At 49.5% G+C, this 16,976-nt stretch carries 15 protein-coding genes; 1 reads left to right on the top strand and 14 read right to left on the bottom strand.

Annotated elements, in window-relative coordinates; all coding sequences use genetic code 11:
- Positions 1 to 3 precede the first annotated feature (3 nt).
- The 14 genes from ASG24_RS05430 to hemC all read right to left on the bottom strand — a co-directional run bounded on the left by ASG24_RS05430 (position 4) and on the right by hemC (position 16,007).
- On the bottom strand, positions 4 to 735 hold the full coding sequence (locus ASG24_RS05430) for a hypothetical protein (protein WP_055868752.1): 732 nt from the start codon (positions 733 to 735) through the stop codon (positions 4 to 6).
- 136 nt (positions 736 to 871) lie between these two features.
- Positions 872 to 943, bottom strand: a complete 72-nt coding sequence (gene pqqA, locus ASG24_RS14365) for a pyrroloquinoline quinone precursor peptide PqqA (protein WP_081624291.1) — start codon at positions 941 to 943, stop codon at positions 872 to 874.
- Positions 944 to 1,068: 125 nt separating this feature from the next.
- Complete coding sequence (locus tag ASG24_RS05425) at positions 1,069 to 3,360, bottom strand: lipopolysaccharide kinase InaA family protein (protein ID WP_369814159.1); 2,292 nt, start codon at positions 3,358 to 3,360, stop codon at positions 1,069 to 1,071.
- A gap of 9 nt (positions 3,361 to 3,369) precedes the next feature.
- A complete protein-coding gene (locus tag ASG24_RS05420) occupies positions 3,370 to 5,358 on the bottom strand; it encodes an LTA synthase family protein (protein WP_055868748.1) in 1,989 nt (662 codons plus the stop codon).
- Between the two features lie 102 nt (positions 5,359 to 5,460).
- On the bottom strand, positions 5,461 to 5,844 hold the full coding sequence (locus ASG24_RS05415; RefSeq protein WP_055868745.1) for a hypothetical protein: 384 nt from the start codon (positions 5,842 to 5,844) through the stop codon (positions 5,461 to 5,463).
- A 145-nt stretch (positions 5,845 to 5,989) separates the two neighbouring features.
- Positions 5,990 to 6,415, bottom strand: a complete 426-nt coding sequence (locus ASG24_RS05410; RefSeq protein ID WP_156376522.1) for a hypothetical protein — start codon at positions 6,413 to 6,415, stop codon at positions 5,990 to 5,992.
- Positions 6,416 to 6,525: 110 nt separating this feature from the next.
- Positions 6,526 to 7,542 (bottom strand): hypothetical protein, encoded by a 1,017-nt coding sequence (locus ASG24_RS05405; protein ID WP_055868739.1) that lies wholly within the window; start codon positions 7,540 to 7,542, stop codon positions 6,526 to 6,528.
- Positions 7,543 to 7,623: 81 nt separating this feature from the next.
- Positions 7,624 to 9,240 (bottom strand): hypothetical protein, encoded by a 1,617-nt coding sequence (locus ASG24_RS05400; RefSeq protein ID WP_055868736.1) that lies wholly within the window; start codon positions 9,238 to 9,240, stop codon positions 7,624 to 7,626.
- Between the two features lie 11 nt (positions 9,241 to 9,251).
- Positions 9,252 to 10,580, bottom strand: a complete 1,329-nt coding sequence (locus tag ASG24_RS05395) for an MFS transporter (protein WP_055868734.1) — start codon at positions 10,578 to 10,580, stop codon at positions 9,252 to 9,254.
- A complete protein-coding gene (locus ASG24_RS05390) occupies positions 10,577 to 11,794 on the bottom strand; it encodes an amidohydrolase family protein (RefSeq protein WP_055868732.1) in 1,218 nt (405 codons plus the stop codon). Before ASG24_RS05390 ends, ASG24_RS05395 begins: the two co-directional genes overlap by 4 nt.
- Complete coding sequence (gene aas, locus ASG24_RS05385; RefSeq protein ID WP_055868729.1) at positions 11,791 to 13,923, bottom strand: bifunctional acyl-ACP--phospholipid O-acyltransferase/long-chain-fatty-acid--ACP ligase; 2,133 nt, start codon at positions 13,921 to 13,923, stop codon at positions 11,791 to 11,793. The genes ASG24_RS05390 and aas overlap by 4 nt, the downstream gene beginning before the upstream one ends.
- 10 nt (positions 13,924 to 13,933) lie before the next feature.
- Positions 13,934 to 14,239, bottom strand: a complete 306-nt coding sequence (locus ASG24_RS05380) for a helix-turn-helix transcriptional regulator (protein ID WP_055830552.1) — start codon at positions 14,237 to 14,239, stop codon at positions 13,934 to 13,936.
- 65 nt (positions 14,240 to 14,304) lie between these two features.
- Positions 14,305 to 15,066: a uroporphyrinogen-III synthase gene (locus tag ASG24_RS05375; protein WP_055868727.1), complete on the bottom strand. Its 762-nt coding sequence runs from the start codon at positions 15,064 to 15,066 to the stop codon at positions 14,305 to 14,307.
- Positions 15,063 to 16,007 carry a hydroxymethylbilane synthase gene (gene hemC / locus ASG24_RS05370; protein WP_055868725.1) on the bottom strand — a complete coding sequence of 315 codons (945 nt, stop codon included), beginning with the start codon at positions 16,005 to 16,007 and terminating at the stop codon, positions 15,063 to 15,065. The genes ASG24_RS05375 and hemC overlap by 4 nt, the downstream gene beginning before the upstream one ends.
- Before the next feature lie 257 nt (positions 16,008 to 16,264).
- Here hemC and ASG24_RS05365 point away from each other — a divergent pair, with 257 nt between their 5' ends.
- On the top strand, positions 16,265 to 16,942 hold the full coding sequence (locus ASG24_RS05365; protein ID WP_055830559.1) for a hypothetical protein: 678 nt from the start codon (positions 16,265 to 16,267) through the stop codon (positions 16,940 to 16,942).
- The last annotated feature ends 34 nt before the right edge of the window (positions 16,943 to 16,976 follow it).

Below are 16,976 nucleotides of genomic sequence, written 5' to 3'. Positions count from 1 at the left end.
AATTTAAAGGCTGAGCCCGCAGGAAGTTTGTAGCGTCTTATCCAAGCGCTTAAACTCCTCACCATTGCCTGTGGCAAACGCGTAAGGGTTGGTCAACAAATAGCGATTGTACTTCACCTGTCTTGCCGAATATTTTTCCGCCAGGCCTCGACTGTAACAATCGCAAGCGACTTCAGTACTGCTGGCGTGGAATTGTTGCTGGCAGCTTGCTTGAACAGATTGCAACTCCGCTGGTGTCCATTCTGCATGCGTTTCCTGCACATTGGTCCTTGCTTGTGTAAGCATGGCATACATCAATTCAACACTGGCCCGTAATTTACCTAATGGAGCAGTTTGCAAAACCTCTTTTTGCAAAGGCTGCAAGTTAGTTGGGTCTACAAAAAAATCTGCTTCGACATCCTCTCGCTCAGGTATCTGGTAACCCTGAGCAGCAAGCATAATCTGTTTGGCTGGTTCCGCCTGCAGCAAGGCTTGCGCTTCAGCGATATCTTTAGCGGGCAGTGTCAACTGCCAGTGTACCTGACAATCATCACCAGCTTTTGAATGCATATGACTATGAATCAATTGGTCAGATACAGCATCGCCAAAGGCCGGTGGGATACGCTGTAGCAGATATTGCATTTCCTTGTCTGCCAATACTTGCAACGATTGTTGATCCAAACAAGCCTGTAGCGGTAAGCAACTAACTAATAACACACCACCAACGTAGCGGATAAATCCAGAAAATATGTTCATTGTAGTCAATTAATGATTGTTGCGATTTTTTGAGCGAGTGCCGGCTAAAAAGTTTTAAGGTTTCATACAGAAATAAACGGTACTATACAAATGACAACGGGCGCTGATAGCGCCCGTTTTTCGTAGCAAAGAACAATTATTTGTTCATTACGTACATAGTTACTTCAAAGCCGAAACGCATTTCGGTAGCAGCTGGTTTTGTCCACATGATTAATTTCCTTTAATTAGTTTCGTTTTAGCGTTTGCTATTACGTGTGTCCATATTAAAACTGGCACCTAAACTTGTCGTGCTTAAACTGCGCAACATGCCATCATGATTTTCATGAGACTACGCTAAGCACGCTTTCCGGCACGCAAGTTTTTGAGCTTGCTCAATAACTTGCGCATGCCTTTGCGGCCTATGGTGCGTTTCAAATGTACTTTAAAATCATAGAGATAGAATGGCAGCAAAGTGCCTATATTCAAACTGTGTCCGGACATGCCCAGGTAGAGCGCCAAAAATTGTTTGCGGCCATCCCAGTGCAGTTTTTGTACCGCACGTGTGAGATCGGCAATTCGTTCACTATACGGCGTCGCAGTTGGGTGAGCATGCAAGCGGGCAGTATCAATCAATGAAAACGCCAGGCCATCATCTTGTTTGCTGACCAGGATGTTACCGCCGGAAAAATCCCTGAAATAAATACCTGAAGCGTGCATATGCAAGCAGAATCGCGCAAACGACTGGTACAAGCTAAGCGCCGGCACCTCATTAAACTGTTCTGCTCCCTGACTGAAAGCAATAAACGCCTGGGCGATAGTGAAATCATACGTCACGAACTCACAAATAAAGAAATTCTGCTTGAGTGAAGTGTCATCTGCACGCTCGAAATAAGCCAGTGGCATGGCTGTGCCTACACCGCGACGCAATAATTCCATGGCGCCATTCCAGCTACGTTTGGCTTTGCTTGGCTTGAGCCGATCAAGCAAGGTCTTGTGCCAGTGCATGCGGATTGGCTGTTTGACAGTGACTTTTCTTTCAGCCACTTTGCCTGATCTCTGACTGGCTAATTCCTTATCGCTCAACCTTGGGTCGGCAATCGGCCAGATCGCATTCCTGGCATGGCGTAACGCCTGCTCTTTGGCGGGCGCTTTCAGCGTGCCTGGATGCCAGGCATACCATAATTGCGCTGCCTGCTCTTTGCTCTCCGCCAGGATCATGCCGCGCCAGTCGCCTTCCTGCACAGGGAAATATTGCATGCCTTGAATGTGAGCGTGAATAATGGTTTGCGACAGCTTGGGATGAGTTGTATGCAACTCAACCGTTTCAGCTGCATCCCACATCAGGTATACAGGCATTTCGGTAATCAGCGCGGGCTGTGCAATGGCCTGGCCATTGCGATTGATACACTCAACCTGGCGCAAGCTGGATTCCGCATACACCTGATTTAAAACCGCACAGTGGCCATTGACGGTCCATGCAATATGAAACTGTTTTTGATGTTTGCGTAATTGATGAATTTCCAGGCCATTGCCGGTGACTAGCGGCCCTACATATTCGGCACCATTCAGCCAGCGCGCCACGGTACGCAGCGCAGAAAAACTCGGATTGCGCTGGTATTCATGCAGGTTGCCATCGGCTGACCGATAATAGGCTACGCGCTCCAGTGCTGGATACCGCGCATCATCCAGGCCGTCGTTGATCACACCTTCACGGTGGCAAATCATCGCTCCCCAATTCGCCTGTTGCAAGGCGCCGGAAGCAGCCAGCAACGTGAAGTAGCGCGTGACGTAATCAGCCTGCTTTTGTCCGCCATCGGGCAAATGCCGCTGGATGCGGTAAATCGCCCAGAAAGCCACTGGCGAAATCAGTGTTTCTACCCCGTAATCCGCGCCGATTTTTTGTAGCAGGCGGGCTTTTTTAATCAGGTTAAACTTGAAATAACGCGTCCAGCGGAACTGGAAAATGCGGTGATCAGGTTGCTCGGGCTCAATCACACGTTCAACAAACAGGTTGTTGCTGTGGATATCCGGCAGCAAATGCTCGGCCTGCAGTTTTTTGAAAGCGCTAATGTTATACAACGGCTCAAAATCCTGGATATTCGGACCAACCACTTTCACACCATATTGGCGGGCCAGTCGATGCGCAATCTGCCAGGCCTGCATAAAGCCAGGCCAGTGATAACCGGACCAGCGCTTGCGGTTGATGGTATTGCCGATTTCCAAACTGGCAATCTGGCTGGCATATTGCTGCAAGAACTGTTCGACAAACTGCTGCCATCTGGCCTGCACTTGTCCATCCAGCATATGTTTGGCAATGGCGAACGGCTGTACCAAATGCACATCTACAATCAGGCTGGCATCCAGCAGCCGCTGCAATAACCGGATCTGGTGTACATACATATCATCATCGCCAACATCCAGCCGCACGCGGCCCAGTCCTAACGCTGCCAGTTGCGCCAGCACGTAGTCATCGGTTTCAGGTTGCGTATTGGTCGCCACGCAGATACCGACAAAATGCGCAGGCACTGCATGATTCCTATGCGGCAGGTGGCTATTTTTGAGCCAAAACCCGCCTTTAAAAATATAAGACAGCCCATCCAGCAGCACCTGGCTGGTTAGCATTGACGGCAATGGGGAACGTTTCAAACCAACCTCTTACTCTGGCAAGCGATAACGCTGCTCTTTATACAACAAGGCCGGCAACAAGGCATTTGCCAGAGCCCGCTCGGATAAAGCCGGCGCATCTGCAGGCGCCTCGGTGTTCAACAGCTTTTTGCTGTTAGGCTCGTAATGCCCGTAAGCCGGCGCCTTGCCCTCACGTAACACCACCACTTCATTCTGCGCTATGCTGGCTCCCGTTTGCTGCATCCAGCCATAGTTATAGTTGTATTGCATCATGGCGCGGCCGCGGTAATCGGCATTGATATTGGATAAATCATGACCGGTCATCGGGTGCTGCGCGGCGATGCCCATTAATGACAACACGGTCACCGGCAAATCGATCTGGCTGGCGATGGCTTCCACCGTTTTGGGCTGTACCGCACCGCCTAAAATCAGCGCCGGGATATGAAAATGCTCGATAGGCACCAGCGAATCACCGCGCACGCGGATATCGTGATCAGCCACAATCAGGAACACCGTATCATTCCAGTAGGGGCTGGCCTTGGCTTTTTTGAAAAATTCGCCTATCGCATAATCTGCGTATTTCACCGCATTGTTATCGGTCGCTTTAGGCTGTTCAAAAAGCTCGATACGGCCATCGGGGAATTCAAATGGCGCATGGTTGGATGAGCTGAATGCCAAGGTGAAAAATGGTTTGCCGCTGGCATGGTGCGCCAGCAATTGCTCATGGGTTTTATTGAGTAAATCTTCATCGGAAGCACCCCAGCTGGCCACAAATGCCGGATCCTTGAAATCCGGCTGGTCGGTAATCTGCTGGAAACCGTTGCCCATGAAGAAGCTGCGCATATTGTCAAAGTGCGACTCGCCGCCGTAAATAAATTCGGTGTGGTAGCCCTGTTTGCCTAATAAGGAAGCCAGTGTAAAGAAGTTGCCCTGGCTTAAGCCCAGTTTGACTGTACTGTCTGCCGGTGTAGGCTGAAAGCCGGTGACCACCGCTTCAATGCCACGTACAGAACGCGTACCCGTGGCATACAAATGCGTAAACCAGATACCTTCGGATTTAAGTTGTTCCAGGTTAGGCGTGACTGGTTTTCCGCCCAGCGATTCAACAAAACCTGCGCCCAGGCTTTCTTGCAACAGAATTACCAGGTTTAATGGCTTATCGCGTTTAACTGAGGGCACCAGCGTGGTTAAAGTGGGGATATCGCCTTCTTTTGCACCGGTGATCGCAAATATTTTTTCACGCGGCAATTTGCCATACATTTCGCTCGATTTAGCTTCATGCTGCAGGCTGTAAGCAGCGTAAAAAACCGAATAAGTAGAATTCAAAATCAGGCTGTTGACCATGCTGTCCTGCGTAATCGCAAACAGGGCGGGGTTAGCCGGTCTATGGGTCAAGGTCGAGCGTACTGCGAAAGCGGTCAGCACTAATATGAAAGGGAATATCAGCCATACCTGGACATTTGACCAGGTGGATTCAGCTTCACGCCAGGGTTTGAATAACTTGGCAACCAGCACTAACGCGATCAACGTCATCATCAGGCCAAAAAATAATTCAACCTTGAAGCCTTGCCACAACATGCCAAATACTTCATGCGGATACTTGAGGTATTCCACAAAAATCCGGTTTGGGCGGATATCGTATTCGAGAATAAATCCTGGCGTGGCGGCTTCCAGAAACACCAGCAATACCAGTGAAAGCAGCACCCACCAGAAGGTAAACGTACGCCAGACATGGAACAATTTGCGGGTGGCGAGGATGGGCGAAAGCAATACCGGAATAATGGCAAGCAAGCCAAGCTGAATCAAATCAACGCGCACACCTTGTAGCAATATCTGGCAAAGCTCGCCAGTCGCCAGCACACGCTCCCATTTCCAGCCTACCAGCCCTAAGCGGGTCAGGGAAAGAAAAACCAGGCCGGCCACAAACATTACAATTAGCGGCGCGTATGGCCCAAACCAATGACCAAACGCCCATAATTTTGATTGTGAACGGCGCTTACCGAAATAACTTGTTCGCATTTTGTGCTTAATCAGAATTGATTTAAGCGTGTAATTATAACGGGTTATTGCGCAATGTTATTGCAAAGTGCCAGATACCTTGCCAGCCGCCTGGCTGTCACACTAAACGCTATCTTGCAGTGACTTGTTTTTCCTCAGGTCCAGATAGACAGCCGATAGCAATATCACCGGAATCACGAAGCCTACCAACAGCGGGATTAAATCCACCAGCATATCCACAATACCGGTCTGGCTGGTAAATGCACTCCATAATTTGGCTAGTAGTGGAATCACGGTAAATAACAAAGTCGGCACCAAAAACCAGATAGTGCTGGTGGCACCACGCTTGGCTAGTCTTGCGGAGACATAAGAAACGACCGCAACGACCAATGCTGCACCCGCACCCCACACCGCACCGGCGACTACGGTAATCCAGGTACCAACCTGGTATAACAACAAGCAAATCAGGGCAGTTAAGACAAGTTTTCGATTAATTGACACTGACATAAGAGGCCTTTTTATTATGTAAAAAATTATAGGACGACATTTAACAGATAATTAACGAAGCAATAAGTTGCGTCCAAACAGTTTTTTTAGCTATTTATAGCCTGAAATATTCAGGATTTGGGGCGGGAAACGAATGTATGGTCTCTTAATTAATCTTGGACCACACTGCCAATGCCTGCAGATCTTCATAAATCGGAATTTCAGGGTTCACATCCAGTATTCCTCTGTCGATGAGTGACACAGCACGCTGGCAGCCTTCCCGTTTGCCGCTTTTACCTACCCAGGCAGCAATGGTCGCCTCGCCTTCTTTACGCACGATTGACGAGTATTCTTTAAGCACCGCGTCCCTGGCGACAACGCCGCCTGAAGCATCCGCAGCTTCCATTTTTTTCGCTATGTATTTGGTCGAGGCGTCGTAATATTTGGCATTGCGCTCCTGCCAGATATTCACATACTCTCTTGGGGTTTCAAGCCGGCCCAACATAGACAGGCATTCAACCCCTATCCTGCCAACGACAAAATTGGCCGCGCCCATAAATGCGGATGCGACATTTCTTGATTCGGTCTCCAACGCGTCATCCTGAGCACTTGCAGAAGTTGCTAAGAGAATGATTAAAAGTCCTGCTGAAACTGATACATAGCTTTTCATAACTTATGCTCAAAAGTATCCAAATTTACTCTTTATCTTGGACTTACTGACCCCGTAGCAGGCATACGTGGGCCACACTCACCACCTTCACATTTCAGTGTATTGAAATCGTAAATTGCTGAATGACCAGGGTTACCTATTGGCCTGGGCACCCCTTTAGGAATCATGAAGGTAACCGAATGCGCCCCATAGAGACCTGCAGGATATGTAAATGCTTTGAGAATGACATAAGCATTATTAATTCTTGGACTAGGCGGTTTGAGAAGCGTCCTATTGGCTATAGGAGGAATATCCTGCTGCACCGAATTTTGTATTATTGAATCAACCCATAAGTCAGCATCTTCTTCAGTCGCCTTTCTTAATATACCTTTGCGAACAGCATCCTCTAAACCGGCAGCGCCTGCCATGGGTGCATCCTTGACATAAAATGCGGCTGGTGAAATTTGAGCAGAGGTAACAAGTTTTGTGTCTTTTTGTAATGCATCACCAATAATTACTCGTCCATTCTCCGCGGGGAAAATCATATTGACTGCTTTGCCGAAAACTCGCCTTGCCATTGGATTAAGCTTTTGCAGACTGCTGTCAGTGACATAGAAATATCCACAAGGACCATGATTATCAGCTGAGCTAATTAATTGAGGAGTGTTTTTTTCTAAACCGGCAACCGCCTGTCTATGATAACCACTGATAAGTACAGCCAAAATTTGGGTATTTTTTGACCATCCTATGTTCCAGACAGTTGGCTCATAAGCTCCCAGCATAAGCACCACAGGCTTATTAGGACTGTTAACAGCCACATCCATCTGTGTTGCCTCGTGCCCACTCTGGTCAATTTGGAAAGATAACTTGCGGCCAGCATATGCACCCGCTGCAAATACAGCAAAATCTGATGATGTTTCCAATGCAGGAAATCCACATGCGACATTCTGAGTAACGTTACTTGGTTGATTTGACTCTATCTGGAAGTCAAAAGGCTTTAAGTCAGAACTCGCACTCCATGTATTAGTTGAAACAAAGAGAAAAACGTAAAAGATAATTCCTAATCGCATTTGTATAGAGTCTCACTGGAAAATGACATAGATTTTAATGACCACGCTTATTACAAAACTTTAAGTCTTGACGATGATACTTTATTTGTTAATATTTTTGCGCGGCCACTTGATTGCGTTCCAAGATACTCTGATTAACAAATAGAAGACTCCGAGGATGCTCATTAAAAACAAAATAGCGGGCAAAGTTATCAGCATTGGCATTTGTGGTTTAAGCGCCAAACCATCCTTTAAGTTTTTCGGTAACGGATTAGGCGTGACCGGAATAATCTTCCACTGGCTTCTATCGGCAGGTGCCTGTTTCAAATATTGCTCGAAGCTATATACCGGCGCCAGGCCTGCAACCCGGCTGGAAGGGATTTGCGGGATGCGTACAAAATAAATCGCTTCGATCTGGCTTGCCATTACTTGCATTTCAGGTGAAGCCAGGGTTTGTGTGCTACCGGTATGGGCAATATTGAGCAGGTCGTTGCCTATGGCATCAAACGCCACCGCAGGAAACAAGCGGGTCATTTCCGTATTCAGGTAATCGTAGATGGCACGGCCTTTGGTCAGGCTGCGTTCAGTCGCAGCCATGTACCAATAAGCAGCACTGGCTTTAAGTAAGCTTTCGCCACCGCTTTCCGGCACCTTCCAGCCCAGGTTGTGCAACACATCAACACTGATACCTGCGCAGTTATTCAAGGCATGGTCATACACAAAATCATTGCGGTAAAAATGCTGGTAAGTGCGGTTGCTTGCCGCTTGAATGGTGGCCGGCACAGTTGGCTGCGAGAACACGGCAACCAGCATGTATGACGGGCGGTAAAACGCCTGCCCGCTGTTGAGGTCAGCCATGTATTTATCAAACGGAGTCACCCCGGCAATAATGCCTTTTTCACTATTGGTGGCCAGGTTGTAATAGTTGTTCACCAGCCAGTGATGGTAACTGCCATCGGCAGAAATGATGCCGGTTGTGAGCGCGAAGTGACCGCCGTGCGCTTCATCGTCGTCGCCTTGCGCACCGTTTAATAACACGCCTAATACCGCTCTACCCACTAATGACTGCGCAACGCCTGGCGCTTTTTGCCACAATAACCGGCTTTCATGCTGGCTATGCGCGCCACCCTGCTCATATTGCACCAGCTGTTTGAGGGATTCACCTCGTTGCAAGGGCTGAGCCTGGGCTTGCAGGTTAAGACGAAAATCCTCCGGCCAGAGAGTGCGTGCCACGATGGCTTGCCCGACTTGCTCGCCACGAATGCTCAGGGCCCGTTGCGCGTAAAACGTCTGTGTGTCCTGATTCCAGTAAGACAGATTGGTCGGGATTTTTGGCACGATTCCAAACGGCATTTCTTTGCCATCAGCTAACTGCAAACGCTTTCCATCGCCTGATAAACGCGTATGTGTCCAATGGTGGGTCGAGCCTGTCCACACGACATCTGGCAATGCATACAAATCCAGAGAAGCTACATCATCAGCACCGCGTTTATCCAGTGAAAAGCTGGTCAATGATTGACCGGCTGCCGGCACTGCCACAGTTTCATTTTTGAAATACCATTGTGCCTGCGGCAAACTCTGGCAATGCGCGCACGGCATACTCAGGGTTATAAACTGCTCGCTGTCATACTGCCCTAAGGGATGTTTCACAACCTCACCTGCCTGCGCCGCCACTAACACCTGGGAGCAACCCAGTACCCACCAGCCCCATTTCCCCATGCGAGTTGCCTTTACTCTGACGCAAACCAGCGTTTTATATACGCCACGCTACTGAACCAGTATTCCGGCTGGCGCAGGCATAAATAACCCGCTACCAGCAGATTCAAGCCGGCAGTCGCTGAAAACAGTTGCGGAATACTTAAGCCCTGGCCAAACAACAATAACGAAAAACCGGCTGAAAGCACCATAAACAAGGCATTCATAATGTTGTTTGCAGCAATCACCCGCGATTGATAGCGCGCCTCAACCCGTGATTGCAGCAGGACGTAAAGAGGCACAATATAAAGACCACCACTCACGCCGAGTAAAGCCACATCTAGCAGCATGCGCCAGTAGTCCAGCTGGCTGATGGCTTGCAGCGACCAGCCGGGATTAGCCAAAAACTGTTGCTGGATGCTGCCTGCAGTAGAAGCGAAATCCCAGGCAAATAGCGACATGCCAGCGGCACCTAACATCACCAGGCCAAGCTCCTGCTTGCCTTTAGAGAGCTTTTCGCACCAGATCGACCCTATGCCCACGCCTACCGAAAAGATGGATAACAAGGCAATGAAATCGCGTTCGCTGCCATGCAAACCATCTTTTGCCAGGTTGGGAAACTGGGCCAGTAAAGTTGCGCCAAAAAACCAGAACCAGGAGATGGCGACGATACCCACCCACAAGGTTTGTTGCGCCCAGAAGAGTCGCACGTTATTGATTGTTTCGCTGATGGGATTCCAGTTGATTTTCATCTCGGGCACTGGTGCCGGTGACAGCGGAATACTGCGGCTGATGTGGTAGCCGGAAATAGCGATCAGCAAAATACTCAGGCTGGTAAAGAATTCATGTTGCGACAGGCTGCCTAGCCAGGCACCTAATACTTGCCCTAACAGAATCGCGACGAAGCTGCCCATTTCCACCAGGCCATTACCTGCGGTCAATTCATGCGCTTTCAGGTGTTGAGGCAAGTATGAATATTTCACCGGGCCAAACATGGTGGAATGCACACCCATCAGAAATAAGGCCAAAGCCAGCATGGCCAGGCTATGCATCAGAAAACCGATACTGGCGAACAGCATGATGGCAATCTCAAGCAGTTTGACCAGGCGGATAATCTGCGACTTTTCATATTTATCCGCCAGCTGACCGGCAGACGCCGAAAACAGGAAAAACGGCAGGATAAACAGGCCTGGCAGCAAAGTAACCAGGGTACTGCCATCCAGCGCGGTCAGGCTGGCGGTGTTGAATGCTACCTGCGTAATCAATGCTGTTTTGAATACATTATCGTTAAATGCGCCTAATCCCTGAGTCCAGAAAAAAGGGCGAAAACGGTTTTGCGTAAGCAAGCTGAATTGGTTCTTCATAGGCGCTCAAATAATGACCTGGTTTCGAAAACGTGTGGTGAAAACGCTTGCCCCTCAATAGTAAGCAAACGCTTGAGGGCAAAGTCGTACAGAAGAGGATTTGTTTGTTTCAAACCCAATAAAAAGGGTTTGTGTTCATCGGCCAGCCAGCCGTCAGCAATCAAGGTATTGATATTGGTCAGTGGCATAATGCCGGGCAACGGGTAATCAGAGCCATTCACCAGTCTCGAGTGCCAATCCTGGCGGGCAATCAGCGTAGGCAACACCCAGGCATGATTAATCAGGGTAGTCGCAGAAATATCGCCAAACACAAGTGATTGATAATCTGGCGTATCCATCAAACGGGTAAATAAATCAAAGCTTTTCATGACGCGGTCGCCATGATCAAGGTCTTCATCGCTCCCATCGCTGGCGCAATGCGCAAGTACCACTTTTACACCTTGATCCAGCGCCTGTCGCATGCGTAACGGGTTACCGTAGGTTTGGTCACCACCGGCAACCGCGCTTTCCTTGCCGGTGTGACTGATGATAGGCAAGTTCAAGCTAGCCAGCTTTTTATAAAAAGCCACACACTTTTTTGAGGCAGGATCTATGCCCATGCCTGAAGGCAGCCATTTGATGGCACGGGCGCCATTCTCATAGACTTTATCCAGCTCATCCAGCGCATCGGGGCGATAAGGATGAATACTCGCTACCCACTCAAACCGTTCCGGCAACTGGCGGGCAATGTTTGCTGCATAAGTATTGGAGACATGGAAAATGGAAGAAGCTTCCAGAATCTGCCCCGCGTGGTCACGGTACCAGTCAAAGGCATACAGCATGAGTTTGACGCCCACGGGCATGGCAGTCACCAATTGCGTCATTTTGTCGACTGTGGATTCATCAATACGCGCCGGGTCAGCACAGGTGCCATTCATATAAAACGCTTTTTGCAGCTTTAACGATGGATGCATCCAGCTATCCATATCCGGATTAAACCATGTTTCATTGCTGGCATCGCCCACGCCTACCAGGTGCACATGCATGTCCCACACCTGGTCTGGCCTGATGCCCTGCCATATCTTCTGGTAGGTCGGGTGTTGCAGCAGACTGTCTGGCATGCCTGCCAGACAAGGGTTACTTAATCCGGCATCAGGCCAATAGCGCCAGGCGGCGTGACCGATGCCAGCGAAGGCCAGGCCTCCCGCTGCCAGCAAAAACTGTCGCCGGTTCATTGCTGCTCTTCAGCCATTTGTTTCAAGGTCACATAATCCGTCTTGCCGGTGCCCAGCAGCGGAATCGCATCTATCTTGATAATTTTCCTGGCAATGGCGATTTCCGGTGCACCCAGATTTTTGGCGACCACTTGTAAGTCTTCACGTTTGAGTGCGGCATCGGTGGTGAACAGCACGATATTCTCACCCCGGTTGGCGTTGGATTGCGTGGTTGCCGCATGTTGCTGGTCCGGCGCTGCCGTATTGGCGATTTTCTCGACCATTTCCAGGGAAACCATCTCACCCGCTATTTTGGCAAAGCGTTTGACGCGGCCTTTGATATGGATAAATCCTTCCTTATCGACTTCTACCACGTCACCAGTGTCATACCAGCCATTGGCCGGTGGAATAAGTTTGCCAGGCTCGTCATACAGGTAGTAGCCCTGCATGATATTTTCGCCTTTGACATGCAACTGGCCGCCATTTTCAATGCCCGGCACAGGCTCAAGCCTGTATTCCATGCCAGGGCAGAACTGGCCTACCGTACCGTATTTGTTCGCCATCGGCGTGTTGGCTGATACCACCGGCGCGCATTCGGTCGTGCCATAGCCTTCTAAAACACGGATGCCAAATTTCTCGCTATACACCTTGCGCACTTCTTCATTCAGTTTTTCAGCACCCGCCACCACAATCCTTAATTTATAAAAATCATATGGGTGAGCGAACCGTGCATAGTTGGCGAGGAAGGTATTGGTGGAAAAAAACACCGTGCAGTTTTTCTCATAAATCACTTCCGGAATCACCTTGTATTGCAGCGGTGACGGAAACAGCATGATGCGGATACCGTTGAGCAAGGGCAGCAAGGTGCCGGTAAAGCCAAACGCGTGAAACATCGGCAGTGACATCATGAATTTGTCGCTGGCGTTAAAATCCAGCATGGCCATGATCTGGTGAATATTTGCCAGGATACTTTTGTGGCTGTGCACCACACCCTTGGGCTTGCCTTCAGAACCCGAGGTAAACAGGATAACGGCCGTATCTCCCGTTTGTGCAGGCACCATCACAGCACGTGGAAAATGCAGCGCATAGCCCATTAACCAGGCTTTGTCCCATAAGCTAAACTGCGCGCGCAAATCTTCAAGGTAGACAATCTTGATGTCTTTTAACTGCGCGACCACCTCTTGCAGCTTGGCGGTTTCCAGAAACTTGCGCGAGGTCATCACGGTACGGATTTTGGCAGCAATACAGGCATTTTGCAGGCCGGCAGTACCCGCCGTGTAATTGAGCATGGCAGGGATACGCTTGAACGCAGTCATGCCCAAAATTAGCGCAGCGGTATTCGTCACATTCGGCATCAACACGCCAACGGCTTCATTCGGCTGGCTTACTTTGCAGGCCAACCGGCCCAAGGCCAGGCTTTTCTTCAACAGATCCTGGTAAGTTTCTTCCACCAGATTCAGGTCTTCGATCACCTTCATACCGCTGCCGGATTTGGCGATGGTTTCCAGTAAAGTCTCAAATAAAGTGGTGCTTTGCTTGGTCTGGTACAGCAGGTCCTGCATGATCTTGCGCATGGCAACGCCTGCAATGCGCCGGCGTTGCTTGCTGGTAAGCGGTGCATCCCCCCCGGAATCAGTATTTATTTCAGTGGTTGGCAATACCGTCAGCGTCACTTTAGGAAATAATTTACGCGGATGTGCGGCAGACAAGCGACCAAAATAAGATTGCGCAGCACCTTCCACCCGCACCGGCAATACTTTGACGGCGGTTTTTGCGGCAACAAAACCGGGGCCATCATAGACTTTCATCAGGGCACCGGTTGAGGTGATACGCCCTTCCGGGAAGATCACCACGTTTTCACCTGCATTCAAGCGTTGAATGACTTTTTTCATGGCTAACGGGCTGGTCGGGTTGACTGCCACATGGGGCGTCAGACTCAAGATCCCTCTGAAAAACGGATTCTTTAACACGTCACTGTGTACAACAAACGTCGCGCGCTTGGGTAAAAACAGGCCAATCAGCATGCCATCCAGTAAAGATTCATGATTGGCGATAATCAGTAAGCGGTCTTCCGCCGGAATATTTTCAAGGCCTAATACACGTACTCTAAATACCAAACGGCATAACACTCTCAAAATGCTGGCAAGCATCCAATTCCCCTTATATCTCTTCTTTTAGATAAGTCATCACGTTTTGCAGCGCCTGCTGCATCCAGTCTTTTTTGACCCAGAAATACACTTCGCGGCCAATTTTCTCGCTTTGCAAGGCGCCGCCGCGTTCAAGCACCTTCAGGTGATGTGTGACGGCGGTGCGACTGAGTTTTGAATTCTCGGCAATTTGTAAAATGGTCAGGCGCTCGTTCTTGTCAAACGATAGCAAAATTCGTTGCCGGTGTGCATCACCTAATGCAACAAACAGGTCCGAAATATCCGACCAGGCTTCCGGGATATGTGTGATTAACTTCATAACTAAATAATTAGTTATATAGTTATTTATGTCAAGCATTTTTTAATGCTTTCGAAATAAATTTACTATTGAGATTGAAAATGCTTGGTCAGTAATTGCAGCATGGCTTCATCGCCGGGTTGCCCGGCACTGATCACTTTTAGGCCATGTGACTGCGCTTGTTCAGCAATGCGGTCATGATTCACAAACAGCGGCACAGCCTTAAGCCAGTCTGATTCGCCAGCCACATCAAGCAAAAAACGTAACGCTTCCGAGCTGGTAATAATAATGGCCTGTAACTGGTTGCCGGCATAAGCCTGCGCCAATACATCCGCATTTTTCTGCGGGTTGACACGCCTGTAACATTCTCCGAACACCACATCGGCACCGCGTTGTTTCAAGGTATCGGCCAATACTTCACGCCCACCGACACCACGGACTATCAACACACGCTGACCCTGCATCTGTTGCAATTCCGGCAATGCCAGCAGCGATTCGCTATCGAAACGGTCAGACGGCTTTAATACTTCAGCCACCCCAAAAGACCCTAAAGCGCTAGCTGTGGTTGGCCCAATCGCAGCGAACTTCAATCTGGCAGGCAGTGAAGCTTGTTGCAACAACGGCATGCCATATTGCACAGCATTGCTACTGATAAAAATGGCCCGGTCAAACTGGTCCAGCGGTGTGATGGCAGCATGGAATGCTGAGAGATCAGGCAGGCTGGCGATATCCAGCAACGGGAATGAGATCACCGAACCACCTGCCTGTGCAATCGCCGCATTCAGTTTGGTCGCCTGTTCCGGCGGGCGGGTGACTGCAATATGCACACCTGCCAGCGGCTGCGTCATTTTACGCCGTCCAGCGCTGCCAGGATCTTATCCGCCCCACGGGCGACCAGCTGTTGCGCCAGTTGTTGCCCGAGCTTCTCTGCCAACACGGCATCACCAGTAACGGATTCTTTGAGCATCTGCTGACCATCAACGCTGGCGACAAACCCTTGCATAGAAATCGTATCGCCCTGTTTAGTCGCATAAGCCCCCAGCGGTACGGTACAACTGCCGGCCAACGCACGGCTAAAACCACGCTCAGCCTCTACACATAATTGGGTATCAATATGGTTGAGCGGCGCCAGAATCTCGATCAAATCGGTGCGGCTGGCGTTGATTTCAATGCCCAAAGCGCCCTGGCCTACCGCCGGGATACTGTGTGCCGGATCAATAAAGCCTTTAATACGCTCACCCAGACCCAGGCGGATCAAACCGGCAGCTGCCAGAATAATGACGGCATACTGGTTTTCATCCAGCTTACGTAAGCGGGTCTGCACATTGCCGCGCAAGGATTCTATTTTCAGGCTAGGGAAACGCGCCTGAATCTGGCTTTGCCGGCGCAAGCTGGAAGTGCCGACGATGCTGCCATCCGGCAACTCTTCCAGGCTGGCATAGGTATTGGAGACAAATGCATCTCGCGGATCCTCACGCTCACCGGTAGCTGCTAATGCAAAGCCTTCCGGCAAATGCATGGGTACGTCTTTCATGCTGTGCACGGCGAGATCAGCACTACCATCCGCCAGTGCATTTTCCAACTCTTTTACAAACAAGCCTTTGCCGCCTATGCGAGATAAAGGTGAATCCAGAATCTGGTCGCCGGTCGTGGTCATGCCTAAAATGCTGACGTCACACTGCGGGTAAAGCGCTTGTAAGCGGGCCTGGATATGTCTGGCTTGCCACATCGCCAATGCACTTTCACGCGAGGCAATCACCAGGGATTTTGGAGGGTTAACGGTAGTCATTCCGCCATTTTAACATAGGGGATTGGCCGTCTGCGCAGCTTCAATACCAGCTGCTTTTTCAAGAACCTTTTACGCCACAGCCCGGTCGGATTGAGTTATGCTAACGAAGCTTTACAGCAGAAACTTTGCTAAGGAAACACGAAATTAAGTTGTTACGCAGGCAAATTGCTGCGTTGCGCGGTACTCATCCTGACTCCCGCTCACTTATTTTGTCTTTCCTAAAATTAAAGTATTAACGATAAAAACGGAGGGCTGCCATGCAGTATCAAATCGATATTTTTCTTTCTTCACTCAATCAATTCTGGATTGAGCTAGTCAACTTTGTCCCCAAATTGCTCGCAGTCATTGTCATCCTGTTTTTCGGCTGGCTGGTCGCTAAACTGGTGCGTATCGGCGTGAAACGCCTGCTGGAAATCACCCAGTTTGACGCCTTTGCCAAACGTTCCGGCCTCGAATCATTTATGCGTAGCGCCAATTTGAATGTCACGCTCAGTGGCATCATCAGCCAGGTAGTTTACTGGTTGGTCATTTTGCTGTTTGTGATTACCTGCGCCAATTCACTTGGCATGACAGAAGTGGCGATGTTATTGCGTGAACTTGCCAGCTATCTGCCACACATTATTGTCGCTATCCTGGTGGTGATCTTCGGTACCTTGTTTGCTCGTTTTATCAACCGCCTGGTGTTTGCCTGGTTGCACAGCATTAAATTCGAGCAAGCGCTGATTATCAGTACGTCAGCTGAATATTGCATCCAGATTCTGGCGATTTTCATTGGTCTGGAACAATTAGGGATAGGCATGCAGTTGATTCATGCCCTGTTTGTGATTGTATTTGGTGCCGTGTTCCTGGCACTGGCGATTGCGTTTGGGCTGGGCGGTAAAGACTGGGCTGCAAAAGTGATTGAACAAGCAGAACAGAAGAAAAACCTTAAATAGATATGGTTTAAATTTTAGCTAGCGATTCAGGGCC

The sequence above is a fragment of the Methylophilus sp. Leaf414 genome (assembly GCF_001425425.1).
Classification (GTDB): Bacteria; Pseudomonadota; Gammaproteobacteria; order Burkholderiales; family Methylophilaceae; genus Methylophilus.
The sequence above is the reverse complement of the archived record's forward strand: the minus strand, read 5'-3'. Positions and strand labels throughout refer to the sequence as shown.